The sequence below is a fragment of the Protofrankia sp. CiP1_Cm_nod2 genome (assembly GCF_920664355.1).
Classification (GTDB): domain Bacteria; phylum Actinomycetota; class Actinomycetes; order Frankiales; family Frankiaceae; genus Protofrankia.
The window spans coordinates 28,235-42,820 of record NZ_CAKKTL010000010.1 but is presented as its reverse complement, the minus strand read 5'-3'; the positions used below and the strand labels follow the sequence as shown (position 1 = coordinate 42,820).

11 protein-coding genes are annotated in these 14,586 nt (G+C 72.9%); 8 read left to right on the top strand and 3 right to left on the bottom strand.

Going from position 1 to position 14,586, the window contains the following annotated elements:
- Positions 1-49 precede the first annotated feature (49 nt).
- Complete coding sequence (gmd, locus tag NBW84_RS02185; protein ID WP_250281208.1) at positions 50-1,075, top strand: GDP-mannose 4,6-dehydratase; 1,026 nt, start codon at positions 50-52, stop codon at positions 1,073-1,075.
- A gap of 151 nt (positions 1,076-1,226) precedes the next feature.
- On the opposite strand, the gene NBW84_RS02180 is transcribed toward gmd, so the two are convergent.
- Positions 1,227-2,393, bottom strand: coding sequence for a glycosyltransferase family 4 protein (locus tag NBW84_RS02180; protein ID WP_250281206.1), 1,167 nt, complete (start codon positions 2,391-2,393; stop codon positions 1,227-1,229).
- 292 nt (positions 2,394-2,685) lie between these two features.
- On the opposite strand from NBW84_RS02180, the gene NBW84_RS02175 reads away from it, so the two are divergent.
- From NBW84_RS02175 to NBW84_RS02155, 5 genes are all read left to right on the top strand, one after another.
- Complete coding sequence (locus tag NBW84_RS02175) at positions 2,686-4,197, top strand: DUF362 domain-containing protein (protein WP_250281205.1); 1,512 nt, start codon at positions 2,686-2,688, stop codon at positions 4,195-4,197.
- Positions 4,194-5,693: a phenylacetate--CoA ligase family protein gene (locus tag NBW84_RS02170; protein ID WP_250281203.1), complete on the top strand. Its 1,500-nt coding sequence runs from the start codon at positions 4,194-4,196 to the stop codon at positions 5,691-5,693. The genes NBW84_RS02175 and NBW84_RS02170 overlap by 4 nt, the downstream gene beginning before the upstream one ends.
- Positions 5,694-5,886: 193 nt before the next feature.
- Positions 5,887-6,927, top strand: coding sequence for a glycosyltransferase (locus NBW84_RS02165; RefSeq protein WP_250281200.1), 1,041 nt, complete (start codon positions 5,887-5,889; stop codon positions 6,925-6,927).
- A 57-nt stretch (positions 6,928-6,984) separates the two neighbouring features.
- Positions 6,985-7,986: a glycosyltransferase gene (locus NBW84_RS02160; protein ID WP_250281198.1), complete on the top strand. Its 1,002-nt coding sequence runs from the start codon at positions 6,985-6,987 to the stop codon at positions 7,984-7,986.
- The gene (locus tag NBW84_RS02155; protein ID WP_250281195.1) at positions 7,983-8,990 is read left to right on the top strand and encodes a glycosyltransferase family 2 protein; all 1,008 of its coding nucleotides are present in this window, start codon (positions 7,983-7,985) and stop codon (positions 8,988-8,990) included. Before NBW84_RS02160 ends, NBW84_RS02155 begins: the two co-directional genes overlap by 4 nt.
- Before the next feature lie 199 nt (positions 8,991-9,189).
- On the opposite strand, the gene NBW84_RS02150 is transcribed toward NBW84_RS02155, so the two are convergent.
- Positions 9,190-9,999 carry a class I SAM-dependent methyltransferase gene (locus NBW84_RS02150; protein WP_250281193.1) on the bottom strand — a complete coding sequence of 270 codons (810 nt, stop codon included), beginning with the start codon at positions 9,997-9,999 and terminating at the stop codon, positions 9,190-9,192.
- A 366-nt stretch (positions 10,000-10,365) separates the two neighbouring features.
- Between NBW84_RS02150 and NBW84_RS02145 the strand changes: the two genes are divergently transcribed.
- Positions 10,366-11,592, top strand: a complete 1,227-nt coding sequence (locus NBW84_RS02145; protein WP_250281191.1) for an acyltransferase family protein — start codon at positions 10,366-10,368, stop codon at positions 11,590-11,592.
- Positions 11,589-12,917 (top strand): acyltransferase family protein, encoded by a 1,329-nt coding sequence (locus NBW84_RS02140; protein ID WP_250281188.1) that lies wholly within the window; start codon positions 11,589-11,591, stop codon positions 12,915-12,917. Before NBW84_RS02145 ends, NBW84_RS02140 begins: the two co-directional genes overlap by 4 nt.
- Before the next feature lie 69 nt (positions 12,918-12,986).
- Here NBW84_RS02140 and NBW84_RS02135 read toward each other — a convergent pair whose 3' ends face one another.
- Positions 12,987-14,384 (bottom strand): hypothetical protein, encoded by a 1,398-nt coding sequence (locus NBW84_RS02135; RefSeq protein ID WP_250281186.1) that lies wholly within the window; start codon positions 14,382-14,384, stop codon positions 12,987-12,989.
- Between the last annotated feature and the right edge of the window lie 202 nt (positions 14,385-14,586).

Below are 14,586 nucleotides of genomic sequence, written 5' to 3'. Positions count from 1 at the left end.
ATGCGCAATATATCGCGTACTTGAAGTAACAGAAAGAGGGTGTCACCGCATGCCACACGCTCTGATCACCGGCATCACCGGCCAGGACGGGCTGTACCTGGGCGAGCTTCTGCTCAGCAAGGGCTACGAGGTGTTCGGCCTGGTCCGCGGCCAGTCGAACCCGAAGGTCGCCGTGGTCGAGAAGATACTGCCCGGGGTCCGTCTCCTGGAGGGCGACCTGACCGACCTGCCGTCCCTGATCGGCGCGGTCGAGACCGCCCAGCCCGACGAGGTCTACAACCTGGGCGCGATCTCCTTCGTCGGCCTGTCCTGGCGGCAGGCGGAGCTGACCGGGGAGACGACCGGCATCGGCGTCCTGCGGATGCTCGAGGCGATCCGGATAGCCACCTCGGACGAGATGTCGCGCGTCCGCTTCTACCAGGCGTCGAGCTCGGAGATGTTCGGCAAGGTGCGCGAGACCCCGCAGCGGGAGACCACCGCCTTCCACCCGCGCTCCCCCTACGGGGTCGCGAAGACCTTCGGCCACTACATCACCGTCAACTACCGCGAGTCGTACGGCGCCCACGCCGTGTCCGGCATCCTGTTCAACCACGAGAGCCCGCGCCGGGGCACCGAGTTCGTGACCAGGAAGATCACCCGAGGGGTCGCCCGGATCGCGCTCGGGGCGCAGGAGAAGATCGCGCTGGGCAACCTCGACGCGCGGCGGGACTGGGGGTTCGCCGGCGACTACGTCGACGCCATGTGGCGGATGCTCCAGCGCGACACTCCCGAGGACTACGTCATCGCCACCGGGAAGACGCATTCGGTGCGCGACCTGCTCGACGTCGCGTTCGGCCACGTCGGCATAGCCGACTGGGGCCCGTACGTCGTCCAGGACCCGCGCTTCCTGCGGCCCGCCGAGGTCGACGTGCTCGTCGGGGACGCGTCCAGGGCGCGGGACCTGCTGGGCTGGCGGCCGGCCGTCGACTTCCGCGCCCTGGTCGCGATGATGGTGGACGCCGACCTGGCCGCCGCACGCGGCGAGCGTGACCATGAGCAACATGTCGCGCCCGCCGCGCCCGGCGGGCAGCGGTGAGCAACGTGCCGCGCCCGCCGCGGCCGCCGCGCCCGGCGGGCAGCGGTGAGCCCGTCCCCACGCGCGGCGGCAGCGTCCCGCGGAACTGAACGACCGCCAGGCCGTCACGGCCGTCACCGCGACGTCCCGGTGTCGTCGTCATGAGGAGCGCTCAGCCCGCCAGGACGCCGGGACGGGCCTCCTCGGCCGGGGCCGGCGCGTCCCGGCCGAGGAGGATCCGGCGGGTCTGCTCGGCGTAGGCCTCCGGGTCGGTCACCATCCGTGCCCATTCGCGCGCCCGCCCGCCGGACTCGGCCAGCCGGCCCCGGTCCGACAGCACCTGTCCCAGCAGCTCGGCCAGGGCCGGGGCGGACTCGTCCACCGGTGACCAGCCGGTCATCCCGGCGACGTAGGCGTCGGACGAGCCGCCGGAGAACGGCGCGACGACCGGGCAGCCGGCGAGCTGCGCCTCGACCAGCACGATGCCGAAGCCCTCCCCGCTGCTGGGTGTGCGCACCCTGGTCCGGGTGCACAGCGCGAACAGGTCGGCGGCCCCGTAGAGCCGCGCCAGCTGCGCGTCGGGCGGCGAGACGTACAGCTCGGTGTCCGCCCGGGCGAGCAGGTCGACGAGCTCGGTGGGCGCCGGGCCCTGGCCCGCCACGACCAGGCGCACCGCGCCGACGCGCTCGCGTGCCCGGCGGGTCGCCTCGACCAGCTCCGCCACGCCCTTGCCGCGCCACTCCGGCAGCCGGCAGACGGTGAGCACCACCGGGACGCGGTCCGCCGCGGCCGGCCGCGGGGTGCGCAGCAGGGTCTGCCGCCAGCCGGGGTCGATGCCGGGCGGCAGCACCGCGGGGACGCCCAGCGACAGCATGGCGCCCGCGCTGAAGCTGCTGATCGTCAGCGGCCGGGCCCGGGAGAGCCTGGTGAGCAGTGTCCGGGACAGCGGCCGGGTGCCCCAGATGTCGGTGCCGTAGAACGCGACGAACGAGCGCGACGGCCGGGCCGCGGCCGTGACCGCCGCCGCCACCGGGATGAGGCCGGGATGCCCCACCAGCAGGCAGCGGATGGGCGCGTGGCGCCGCGCGGCGAGCACGGCGCGGGCGGCGAAGTCGGCCTTTGCCGCAAGCGTGGGGCGGCGGCCGGGGGCCAGCAGGTCCACCCTGCGTACCCGCGCGCCCGACCCGTCGAGTGCCCGTTCGACCGTGGCGAGGTAGCGCTCGATGCCGCCGCCGAGTCCCAGCGACGGGGCAAGTAGCAGAACGTCACCGGCCTGGCCGGTATGGCCCGCATGACCGGCCCGCCGCGCGCGACGATCATTACGTATGGAGTTCATCATGTCACACATTGTGCTCGAGAAAGGTGCGGAACCGACGACACCGGCAGCACCGACGCGCCAGCCCCGAACGCGCGCAGTGCCGCCACACCCCGACCAGGGCGCGGCTTCCCGGTGATACGACACACCCGATCCAGTCCTCGCATTCCGTAGTAGAGTCGTTACTCTGAGGTTAGATGCACCACCGTCCGCTATCTACCGACCATCCACTCGCAGGCCGGTACGCGCGACACCCGACCGCCTCGGCCGTGGCGGCACCCCCACGGCCGAGGCACTCCTACCGATAAGGCCGGACATGCCGGGAATGCCAGAGAACATCACCGCCCCGTACCGGGTGGCGGTCACGCGGACGCGGACGGCGTCCTATCCCGACGTCGTCCCCTTCTCCCCGGACACCGCGTATCCCGAGTACGCGCACGGGCACCTCGGCCCGGCGGCGAACCCGGTGTACGCCGGCGTCCGCCGGGCCCTGGCACTGGCCGGGCTGGACGCGGCGAACGTGGACACCGCACGCTGGAACCCGCTGGCCGGCCTCGTCCCCCCGGGCGGGACGGTCGTGCTCAAGCCCAACCTGGTACGTGAGCGCCACCCGCGGGACCCGCAGGGCTGGCGGTACGTGCTCACCCACGGCTCCGTGGTGCGCGCCGTCGCCGACTACGCGTTCGCCGCGGTCGGGAGCGCCGGCCGGGTGGTGATCGCCGACGCGCCGCAGACCGACTCGTCCTTCACGGCGATCGTGAGCCTGCTCGGCCTGGACGAGCTGCGCCGGTTCTACCGGGAACGCGGGCTGCGCCTCGACCTGGTCGACCTGCGCCAGGAGGAGTGGACCACGGTCGACGACGTCGTGGTGGCCCGCCGCCGGCTGCCGGGCGACCCCGGCGGCGCGATCGCCTTCGACCTCGCCGCGGCCAGCGAGTTCGTCGGCCACGGCGGCGCGGGCCGCTACTACGGGGCCGACTACGACAGCCGGGTGGTGAACTCCCACCACAGCGGCGGCCGGCACGAGTACCTGCTCTCCGGCACGGCCCTGCGGGCCGACCTCGTGGTGAACCTCCCCAAGCTGAAAAGCCACAAGAAGGCCGGGATCACCCTCGCCCTGAAGAACCTGGTCGGGATCAACGCGGACAAGAACTGGTTACCGCACCACACCGAGGGCCGGCCCGGCACCGGCGGCGACGAGCATCCCAGCCGCAGCTCCCGGCACTCGCTCGAGCGGGCCGCGGCCACCAGGCTGCGCCGGGTGGCCATGCTCTCCCCCCGCCTGGGCGGCGGCATGCTGCGGCTGGCCCGCCACCGCGGCAGCCAGCTGTTCGGGGACGGCGACACCGTGGTACGCAGCGGTAACTGGTGGGGCAACGACACGGTGTGGCGCATGTGCCTCGACCTGAACAAGATCCTGGAGTACGGCCGGCCGGACGGCACCGTGGCCGACACCCCGGACCCGGGCCGGCGGCACATCGTCATCGTGGACGGGGTGATCGCCGGGCAGCGCAACGGCCCGATGAACCCCGACCCGCTGCCCGCCCGGTTACTGGCCTGCGGGACCACGCCGGCCGCGGTCGACGCGGCCGCGACGTACCTGTTCGGCTTCGACCCCGACCGGGTGCCCGTGGTCCGCCAGGCGTTCACCTGCCGCGCCCTGCCACTCGCCCGTGGTGACTGGCGTGACATCGAGATCATCTCCGACCACGGCCCGTGGCAGGGACGCCTCGGCTCACTGCCGGTCGAGACGGTCCTGCGGGCCGAGCCGCACTTCGCCTGGCAGGGGTACGTCGAACATCGGCCACCGCCGGCGGTGGCCCGATGACCCGGGCCCGGGCGGTCCCACCGGCGTCCCCACCGGCGTCCGCATGGACGTGTTCCCGGACGGCCGCCAAGGCGGCCGCGCGGGCGGTCCCGGCGCGGGCGGGCTCGGTGTTCGGCTCCCGGGCGGCCGCCGCCGTGTTCGACGCCGCCTGCGCCAGCCCGCTGGTGCGCGGCCACCTGCGCACGCTCGCCAGGCTGGAGGCGGCCGACGCGGCCGAGGTCCACCAGTGGCAGGTGTCCCGGCTGGCCCGGTTCCACCGGCGCTGGGGCCGGTCGGTGCCGTACTACCGGGAACGCCCGGAGTATCTCCAGGCCTGCCTGGAGGGCCGGCTCGACGGGCTTCCGGTGCTGGGCAAGGAGACCGTCCGCGGCCTTGCCGGCTCCTTCACCGGCCCTCGGGTGCCCGCCCGGCGGGTCACCACCGGCGGCACCGGCGGGCAGCCGCTGGACCTGCGGATCTCCTACGCGTCGTTCTTCACCGAGTGGGCCCACATCGCCCACGTGTGGGGACGGGCGGGGGTGCGGCCGACCGACCCGAAGATCACTTTCCGGGGCGGCAGCCTCGGCGCGGGCTTCGCCGGCCGGCCCGTCCTGTTCCAGCCGACGTACAACCACTTCCTGGTCTCCCCGTTCCACCTGTCGGACCGGACCTTCGCCGATCTGCTGGAGCGGCTCGGCGACTTCCGCCCGGTGGCCATCTGGGGGTACCCGTCGGCGGTCACGCCGTTCGCCCACTGGGTGGCGCGGACCGGGCCGCACCGCGCGCTCAGCCGCGTCCGCGCGGTGCTGCTGGCCAGCGAAGGGGCCTTCGACTGGCAGGTGGCGCTCTTCCGGGAGGTCTTCGCGGCACCGGTGGTCCGCTGGTACGGGCAGAGCGAGAAGGTGGTGTTCGCCGGTGAGTGCCCCGCCCGCCCCGGCGCCTACCATCTCGCCCCCACCTACGGCCTCACCGAGGTCGTCGACGGACGGATCGTCGGCACCGGGATGACCAACGCCGCCATGCCGCTGGTGCGCTATGACACCGAGGACGCCGGCACCCTGCTGCCCGCCGGCCCGCACGGCGCCCGCTGCGTGTGCGGCTCGTCGTTCCCGGTGCTCACCGACGTCCGCGGGCGCTGGGACCAGTCCCTGGTCTACGGGGCGGACGACGAGCCCATCTCCACCGCGGCCCTGAACTTCCACGACAGCGCCTTCGCCGTCTTCGACCGGTTCCAGTTCCGTCAGGAGCGCCGCGGCGAGGTGGAGCTGCGGGTGGCCGCCGCCCGGCCGCCGGGGGCCGGCGACCTGGCCCGGGCCCGCCGCCTCCTGCAGGAACGGGTGGGCGACCGGCTGCGGGTGTCGGTGACCGTCGTCCCCCCGGAAACGCTGCTGAGCGCCCGCGGCAAGGGGGTGACGGTGGACCAGCGTTACCAGCCGGCCCGGCCACCGGCGCGGGAAACGCGGGAAGCGCGGGAACAGCGGTGGGCACCCGGGAGCGCCGACGTGCCCGGCACATGACCCGAAGCGGCCCGGCCGGCTCACCCGGCCGCCGCCGGCGGGTTTCCGGGACCCTCCCGTTCCCGTGGAACCGCCAGTTCGCACAACCGGCCGGCTCCCGGACCGGAGGCCTTCCGGACCGGGTGTTTTCCGGGCCATCCGATTGCCGGGCCGGGAGTTCTCCGGGCCGGCCGAGGAGAGAAGTGGGGCGATCATGGACGTCACAACCGGATTCGGAACCACGGGGACGCCGCCGCCGGCGGACGACGGACCCGTCCTCGTCGACTGCGCCGGTGCCCGCATGGGCGGCGCGCTGCGTTTCCTGCTCGAGCTCGACGGGCATCTGGCCAGGGTCGAGCGCCCCAACGTCCGGGTGATCGGACGCGACCGGCCGATCACCGCGACCTGGCTCGCCCGGCGGGAACGGCTGGGGCGGTTCGCCCGGGTGATCTCCCTGAACAACGTCGGGTTCGCGGCGACCGCCGGCTCGCGTTACGTGCTGCTGCGCAATCCGCTGCACTTTCTCCGGCCGGCCGAACTGGAGCTCATCGGCACCCGGCTGGACTCCCGCATGGCCCGTCAGACCAGGATCGTCCGGCAGGCCGCCCGCCGCGCCGACTTCGTGGTCGTACCGGCCGCCAGCATGGCCGAACGGGTTCTCGACGCGGTCCCGGACCTGGTGTCCCGGCTGACCGTCCGCCCGCATCCGCTGTCGATGCCGCAGGCCGCCCCCGCCCAGCCGCGCGAGCCGCACCTGCTGCTGTGCCCGGTGCTGTTCTCGCCGTGGAAGGCCATGGCGACGTTACTGCGCCTGGTCGACCAGGCGGTCACGACGCTGGCCGCCGAAACCGGCGCCGACCTGCGGGTCGTCGTCACCGCCACCCGCGAGGAGGCCACCGCCGACGGGCTCGGCCCCACCGGCCGCCTGGACTTCGTCGGCCGGCTGACACCGCAGGAGCTGACGCACCACCAGAACCGGTGCCGGGCGCTGATCTACCCGACGCGGATCGAGTCGTTCGGATATCCGCTGGCCGAGGCGCGGCTGGCCGCGCTGCCGGTGGTGGCGCGCAACATCGCGCACAACCGTGACATCGCCGGTCCCGTCCTCGTCCCGTACCAGCGGGAGGAGCCGGCGGAAATCGCCGCGGCCATCCACCGCGCCCTGAACACCACCTTCGTCCCGGAGCCGGTCAACCCGTTCGACCCGGACCGCTATTTCAACTGGCTGCTCGGCGCGCCGGAAAAAGCGGCCTGAGAACCCGGGTACCGGCCCACCCGAGAAAACCGGGAACACACATGAGAACCAGAGAACATGAAGACTGAGAACACCGGCACCGTCCTCGTCGACTGCGCGGGCGCGCGGATGGGCGGCGCCCGGCGGCTGCTTCTCGAGCTCGAGAGCTATCTCGTGGACAACCGTCGCCCGGACGTCCGCGTCATCGGCCGGGACCAGCCGGTCAGCCCGGCCTGGCTGATCCAGCGCGAACGGCCGTGGAGGCACCGCCGGGTGGTCTCCCTCAACAACGTCGGGTTCGTGGTGACGCCGGCCCGGCGCTGGCTGCTGCTCCACCAGCCGCAGCACTTCCTGGATCCCGAGGAGATCAGGAAGCTCGGCGGCCGGGTCGACCGGGAGATCCCGTGGCAGGCCCAGGTGGTGCGCCAGGCCGCCCGCCGCTCGGACATGATCGTGGTGCCGACCACCGGCATGGCCCGGCGGGTCGCCATGACCGCCCCGGATCTGTCGTCGCGCATCTCGGTACGCCCGAACCCGCTGTCGATGGCACCCGAACCGGTCACCGGCCGCAGGCCCGAGGTCTTCCTGTGCCCGGTGCTCTTCGCCCGGTGGAAGCGGATGGGCGACATCCTGCGGACCGTCGACGAGGCGGTGGACATCGTCCGGCGCGGCCACCGGACGGAGATCGAGGTGCTGGTCACCGCGACCCCGTGGGAGGCGCGTGCCGAAGGGCTCGGCGACGCGCGCCATCTGCGTTTCATCGGCCGGATCACGCACACCGAGGTGGCGCGGTACCGCCGGCGGTCGTGGGCGACCATCTACCCCACCCGCATCGAGTCGTTCGGCTACCCGCTGGCCGAGGCACGGCTGGCGGCGCAGCCGGTCGTCGCCCATGACACGCCGCACAACCGGGAGGTCGCCGGCGGCGCCCTCGTACCGTTCACCCAGGAGCATCCGGACGACATCGCCGACGCGATCCGGCGGGCGCTGGAGACCCGGGTGCCACCGGAGCCGGGCAACCCGTTCGACCGTGACCGTTACTTCGACTGGATGCTGGGCGCGACGGAGGCGACGTCATGATCCGGCCCGCGGCGCGGCCGTCCCGGTCGCCGGTGCCGTACGCGGCCCCCGCCACAGCCGGCGCGGCGCTCACGCCGCCACCGGGGTCCGTGCCGGTCACCGCGATCATCCTGGCCCGGGACGAACGCCGGGACATCGCCCGGGCGGTCCGCTCGGCCGGCTGGTGCGCCCAGGTGGTGGTCGTCGACTCCGGCTCCACCGACGGGACACCGCAGATCGCCCGGGAGCTGGGCGCCACCGTGTGGGAACAGCCCTGGCGCGGCTTTGCCGGCCAGCGCGAATGGGCCATGCGCCAGCCCGGCGTCCAGCACGACTGGGTGTACTTCCTCGACGCCGACGAATGGGTGCCCGTCGCGCTCGCGGCGGAGATCGCCGAACGGCTCGGCCGGGAGGACTGCGCCGCCTACACCCACCGGCGCCGGTTCTTCTTCCTCGGCCGCTGGATAGCCCACTGCGGGTGGTACGCCAACAGCTGGCAGGCCCGGCTGCTCGACCGGCGGTCCGCCTCGTTCGCCACCGCCGAGGAGTTCAGCGAACGCCCGTCGGTCAACGGCACGATCCTGCCCCTCGAACACGACGTCATCGACCAGGACAGCAAGGGCCTGGCCTGCTGGCTGCACAAACACATCACCTACGCGGAGCTGGAGGCACGCCGCCGCGGCACGTCTAGCGGACCGTTGCGGCAGCTCCGGCGGGTGCTCGGCCCCGACCGGGCGACGAGCAGCAGGCCGCTGTCGCGGGCCATCGCCCGCGACGTCGTCCTCCCCCTGCTGCCCTGCAAGATGGTGGTGACGTTCGTCTACATGTACGTGTTCAGGAGCGGCTGGCGGGACGGCTGGCAGGGGCTGGCGTTCTGCCTGCACCGGGCCTGGCACGAGAAGATGATCCGTCTGCTGGGCACCCCCGCGGCGGCACCGCAGGAAGCCGTCTACCCCCTGGATACCGCGCCCATTACGCCCATTACACCCACCGCGACAGCCACCGTCCTGTCGTCGGCACAGTGATCGGCGCGGCCCCGCCGGGCCGGCCGAGCCTCCTCCGCCGTGCGCCGACCGGACCGGACAGGAGCGGTCGGCGCACGGCGGTGGCCAGCGGCCGGTACGCGGGCTGGCGCGCGGGGCCTGCCGCCTGACCCACGGTGGCGGCCACCTGCGCCGGGGCGCCGTACCCCGGCTACAGCCAATCCGGCTACGGCCAACCCGGCTACAGCGTCGGTGTGGGTTCGGCCGGCGTGTCCCGGCTCGGCCCGGCGGGGCCCCGTCCAGCCGGGCCGGCTGAGCCGGCCGGGGCATGCCGGCGCGCGGTGAGGACGTCGAGGAGGGGCTGGCCGGAGGCGCTGCCCGGGCCCGCCGATGACAGCCGGACCGCGGTGATCCCGACGTCGACGAGACCGGCGGCGAGCGCCAGGCTGGTCAGGCGTGTCCGGTCGGCACCGGCACCGGCACCGGCCGGGCCGCCGGGGCCGAGGGGAACGAGCAGGCCGCCGCCCGGCCGCAACGCGCGACGGACGGTTTCCAGCGCCCCACGCAGCAGGTCGTCGGGCAGGTCCCGGGTGAGGGTGAAGGAGTAGGCGAAGTCGACCGTCCGCCCCGCCCGGTTGAACTCCTCCGGCGTCAGGTACTCGACACGCGGGCCGGGGCTGACCGCGCGGGCGCAGGCGAGCGCGCCCCGCGAGGTGTCCACGGCGGCGACCGCGGCCACGTGGCGCACGGTCCGGCTGGCCGCGTGGCCGGGGCCGCAGCCGAGTTCCAGCACGGTCATGCCCGCGGTGAGGGAGGGCAGCAGCAGCTCCCGCACGAGCCCCTCCCAGGAAGCGCCGGCCTGGCCCGCCGGCCCACTCGCGCCGGCGTAGCGGGCATCGAGCGACAGCAGCCGTGACGCCACCTGCCGGCGCCACCGCGGCGGTGTGGCGTCGAGCAGCGCCGGGGCCCAGCGGGCATCCAGGACCCGGCGCCCCCGGACTTTCCCGGAAATCGAACGGAACGGCCGGTGGGGCCGGCGGAGCGCATCCATTTTTCCCTTTCCTGTCATTCGTCAACCTGATACACCGGAATACCTGTGAAAACGAGTCACTGCGCGAAGCTTTGGAAGATCGCCACGAAGACAGCCGAAAGATGCCATACGGCCCGGCTGGAAGCGTTCGCGTCCATGTTTCCGATTTTAGTGTCACACGGGCCCGGACGGATTCCCCGCCGGCATCGACGGGCGTGTCGGAAACCTTGAGATCAATCGATTATCGCTACGATAACTCCCAGTCGGTCCCCCGACAGCACTTCCCGGGCCGGTCCCCGGCGGCACTTTCCGGGACGGTCCCCGACGGCATTTCCCAGCCGGTTCCCCGACGGCACCGGCCACGACCGCGGCAATCGGAGACAATCGGTGTCACACCGGACAGCGACAACAGCGACCATCGCCACCGCATTCAGCCGGGACAACAGCCTCAATTTCCTCCGGCTGGTGTTCGCCCTCACCGTCGTCGTCGTGCACGCCTGGGCGCTCGGCGGGTTCGGTCTGGTCCGGATCGGCGACTACGACCCGGCCAGCGTCGCGGTGGACGGGTTCTTCGTCGTCAGCGGCTTTCTGATCACCCGGAGCCGGCTCGGGGTGGGTGGCACGGCCCGTTTCCTGTGGCACCGCACCCTGCGTATCATGCCCGGTTTCTGGGCGAGCCTGCTGGTCGTGGCGTTTCTCTGCGCGCCGCTGGCCTGGCGGCACGAGCGGGGCTCGTTCGACGGCTATCCGGTCACCGGGCCGCACGGGGCGGTCCAGTACGTGCTCGCCAACTCCCTGCTGAGGGTGCGCTTCTACGACGTCGCCGGCACGCCGTCCGCGGTGCCTTTCCCACCGCCGGGCTCGGGCATCCCGATCGGCTGGAACCATTCCATGTGGACGCTCTACTGGGACGCCCTGTGCTATCTCGGCATCGCCGTCCTGGCGATTTTCGGTGTCATCCAGCGGCGGCGGGCGCTCGTCGCGGTGGTCACCGCCTGCCTGTGGGCCGTGGTGGTGCTGCGCGAACTGGCGCCCGGCTACACTCCGGGGCCGCTCGGCGGTGTCTTCGCCGGCGGTGTCGGCCGGTTCGTCCTGATGTTCCTCGCCGGCTGTGTGCTGTACCTGTACGCCGACCGGATTCCGCTTTCCGGGAAGCTCGCCGCCGGCTGCGCGGCCGTGCTGGCCGTCTCGATGTTCCTGGACGATCCGCACATACTGCTGAATCTCCCGCTGGCCTACCTGTGTATCTGGCTCGGCATCCGGCTGCCGCTGCACCGGGTCGGCGCGGGCCACGACTTCTCGTACGGCCTGTACATCTACTCGTTTCCCGTCCAGCAGCTCGCGGCGGTGTACGGGGTGCAGCGGCACGGCGTCGTGGCCTATTTCGCGCTCTGCCTGTCCGTGACCGCCGTCGCGGCGGTACTGAGCTGGTTCTGTATCGAACGCCCGGCGCTGCGGCTGAAAAGCTGGACGCCGCGGCAGGTGAGGCACGGCCGGGCACGGCGGCGGGCCGGGCACGGCCGGGCACGGCGGCGGGTGCGTCCACCCGGGCCCGCGGAAGCGCTTTCCCTCGACGCCCGGGTCTCCCCCGGCAGCCGGATGGAGGAATCATGAACGGTCGCGGCGTACCCGGCCCGCGCCCACGCCCGGCGGCCCGCTCGCACCGCCCGCGGAAACCCACGGTCCAGAGCGCCTTCGGCCCCGACAACAGCCTGAACTTCCTGCGCCTGGCGTTCGCCGTCCTCGTCATGATCGCCCATGGCTGGGCACTGGGCGGATTCGGTCTGTTCCGGCTCGGGAAGTACGAGGTGAGCGCGCTCGCCGTCGACTCGTTCTTCGTCATCAGCGGGTTCCTGGTGACCCGCAGCAACGTGCGGGTGCGTGGCACCGCCCGTTTCCTGTGGCACCGCTTCCTGCGGATCTACCCGGCGTTCTGGGTCTGCCTCGTCGTCGTCGCCGGGTTCTTCGCGCCGCTGGGATGGCTGCACACCCACGGCTCGCTCGACGGTTTCCTGGGCGCGCCCCACGGGCCGCTGCGGTACATCATCGACAACAGCACGCTGCACATGCGGTTCTACGACGTCTCGGGGACTCCGGCCGGCGACGCTGTGTCCGGGGCGGCCGGGGCGGCCGGGGCGGGCACAGCCTCCTGGAACGGCGCGCTCTGGTCGTTGTGGTGGGAGTTCCTCTGCTACCTCGGGGTGGCCGTCCTCGGCGTCCTCGGCGTGCTGCGACAGCGGCGGGTGGCCGTCGCCGGGCTGGCCGTCGCCATGTGGTCCGCGGTGGTCGTCCACCACCTCGCGCCGGGCTTCGCCGGCGCCGTGCTGGGCAGCCCCCTCGCCGAGGGCGCGCTGCGGCTGGGCCCGCTGTTCCTCTGTGGGTCGCTGCTGTTCCTCTACGGGGACCGGGTGCCGCTGTCGGGGCGGCTCGCGGCGGTGGCGGCCGTCGCCGTGACAGGCTCGATGTTCCTGCGTGAACCGCACCTGGTCCTGGGGCCGCCACTGGCCTACCTGTGCCTGTGGCTGGGCGTCCGGCTGCCGCTGCACCGGGTCGGGGCGCGCAACGACCTCTCCTACGGGCTGTACATATATTCGTCCCCGGTGCAGCATCTGCTGGCGTTGTACGGGCTGCACCGGCACGGCGCGGTGGTGTACTTCTCCGCGTTCACGGCGGGGTCGGTGGCGCTCGCCGCGGGCAGTTGGCTCGCGGTCGAGAAACACGCGCTGAAACTGAAGCACTGGACGCCGGAACGCTTCCGGGTGGCCCGCCTGCCGGCCGTGGGGGCCCAGGGCGCCTGGTGGCGGGCCGGCGGCCGCGGCCTGCCCCGAACGGCGCCGCCCATGGCGCTGCCACGCCAGGGCAACGGGCCCGGGGAAGCGGCCGGCGGCGCCTTCCCGGAAGCCACGGCTCCCGAGCGTCCCGGCCCGGCCGGGACCTGAGCGCGGGCGGCTGGCGACAGGTACGGGCCGCCGGGCGGGAAACCTGCCCGGCGGCCGCGCGCCGGGCTGTCAAAAGGCCCTCCCCAACGGCCCGGTCTTGCCCAACGGTTTCCCGGCGGCTTTCCGTGGCCCGCCGGGGGGGCCGTCGCCGACGAGCAGGAGAAGCGCCAGGAAAATCCAGGTGAAAAGCGCCACCCGGTTGGCCGTGAAAGCGGGCAGGCCCGCGGTTGCCGCCACGCTCATGATAAGCACGGAGGTGGCGAACGGCCGCTGCGGCCCGGACCGCGCCGGCCGCCCGGCAAGCCACGTGCCGGCCAGGACGGCCAGCACGAGCGCGAACAGCACCACTCCGAGCACGCCGCCGACGATGACCACCTCGACCCAGGAGCTGTCGTACGACACGGCGAGCCCGCCGGCGCCGTAGCCGAACCAGGGCCGGGTGGCGAGCACATAGTCGAACACCATCCCGGACGCGCCGTTCGACCCCAGCCGGCCCGCCGTGTACTTCTCCACGACGTCGCCGCCGTCACCACGGCTGAAAAGCGCGGACAGCATCCACGCGCCGCGCCACCGTGGCACGTCGACCTGGGTGAGGACGAGCCTGAACAGCCCGGCCATGGCGGCGATGACGAGCACCCGCCGAAGCCGCCGGCCCTGGCGGACCGCCTGCCACAGCGCCAGCGGTATACCGATCAGCAGGAACATCTTCGACGCGCTCAGGACGCCGCCGACGAACACCGGGGTGGCGACGAGGCCGAGCAGCACCGGCCGGTCCCGGCCGGGCCGGGCGAAAAGATAGAGCGCCGCGAACAGCGCGAGAGCACACGCGATACCGGCCTCGGCCGGCTGCGCGAAGATCCCGGTCAGCCGGCCGTTGCTGAAGGCGCGTACGGCAACCGTCGTCTCCAGGGTGGCCGGCCCGTAGCCCCAGAACTTCTGCAGCCATCCGACCGGATTGACGAAAAGGCCGCTGAACGCGATTATCCCGTTGCCGGCGACCAGTGTGACAAAAGCCGCGCACACGGCGTCCAGCAGGTCCAGCCGGGTATATCCGGTCGCCAGCCAGCAGCTCACCAGGAGCAACGCGGCCAGTGGGTACAGATAGTTGTCGACGCCGGACAGCATGCTGCCCGGAAGAAAACGGCCGGGTATGACCGGGCCGTCCGGGCTGATCATTGCCGAAAATGCCAGGAACGCCCACAGGCCCAGGACACACGCGTACCAGCCGTCGAATCTCAGCCGCGACGCGAGGAATGGCAGGCCGGCCAGCAGCGACCCGTACACCACCACCTGCTCGGTGCGCACGCCGTTCATGAGGTACGGCCCGAACGCCGCCACGGCGACGATCACGGGCCAGGCGCGGACCAGCGGGTGCTGGTGACCGGTGCGGGGCGCCGGCCCCGTGTTCGGCGGCGATCCCGTGTTCGGCGGCGATCCCGTGTTCAGCGGCGATCCCGTGTTCAGCATCGGCCGCGGTGGCCTCCGTCCTGTTCGTCGTGCTGTTCCGGGCCTGCCGTCGCGGCGGGCGGCGCCGTCCGCCGCCGGATGGCCGTGGCCCGGCTGGTCCGCGTCAGCGCTGGCCGGCCGTCGTGGCTCATTCCTCAACGGTCACCCGGGTGAGCGGAAGGTGGGGCTCGACGGCCGGGAAGACGCCGAAGAGCAGGCCGGC

Coding starts and splice junctions, on each gene's coding strand:
- NBW84_RS02155 (WP_250281195.1), top strand. CDS start 7,983: ATGATCCGGCCCGCGGCGCGGCCGTCCCGGTCGCCGGTGCCGTACGCG.
- NBW84_RS02165 (WP_250281200.1), top strand. CDS start 5,887: ATGGACGTCACAACCGGATTCGGAACCACGGGGACGCCGCCGCCGGCG.
- NBW84_RS02170 (WP_250281203.1), top strand. CDS start 4,194: ATGACCCGGGCCCGGGCGGTCCCACCGGCGTCCCCACCGGCGTCCGCA.
- gmd (WP_250281208.1), top strand. CDS start 50: ATGCCACACGCTCTGATCACCGGCATCACCGGCCAGGACGGGCTGTAC.
- NBW84_RS02135 (WP_250281186.1), bottom strand. CDS start 14,384: ATGCTGAACACGGGATCGCCGCTGAACACGGGATCGCCGCCGAACACG.
- NBW84_RS02175 (WP_250281205.1), top strand. CDS start 2,686: ATGCCGGGAATGCCAGAGAACATCACCGCCCCGTACCGGGTGGCGGTC.
- NBW84_RS02140 (WP_250281188.1), top strand. CDS start 11,589: ATGAACGGTCGCGGCGTACCCGGCCCGCGCCCACGCCCGGCGGCCCGC.
- NBW84_RS02160 (WP_250281198.1), top strand. CDS start 6,985: ATGAAGACTGAGAACACCGGCACCGTCCTCGTCGACTGCGCGGGCGCG.
- NBW84_RS02180 (WP_250281206.1), bottom strand. CDS start 2,393: ATGATGAACTCCATACGTAATGATCGTCGCGCGCGGCGGGCCGGTCAT.
- NBW84_RS02150 (WP_250281193.1), bottom strand. CDS start 9,999: ATGGATGCGCTCCGCCGGCCCCACCGGCCGTTCCGTTCGATTTCCGGG.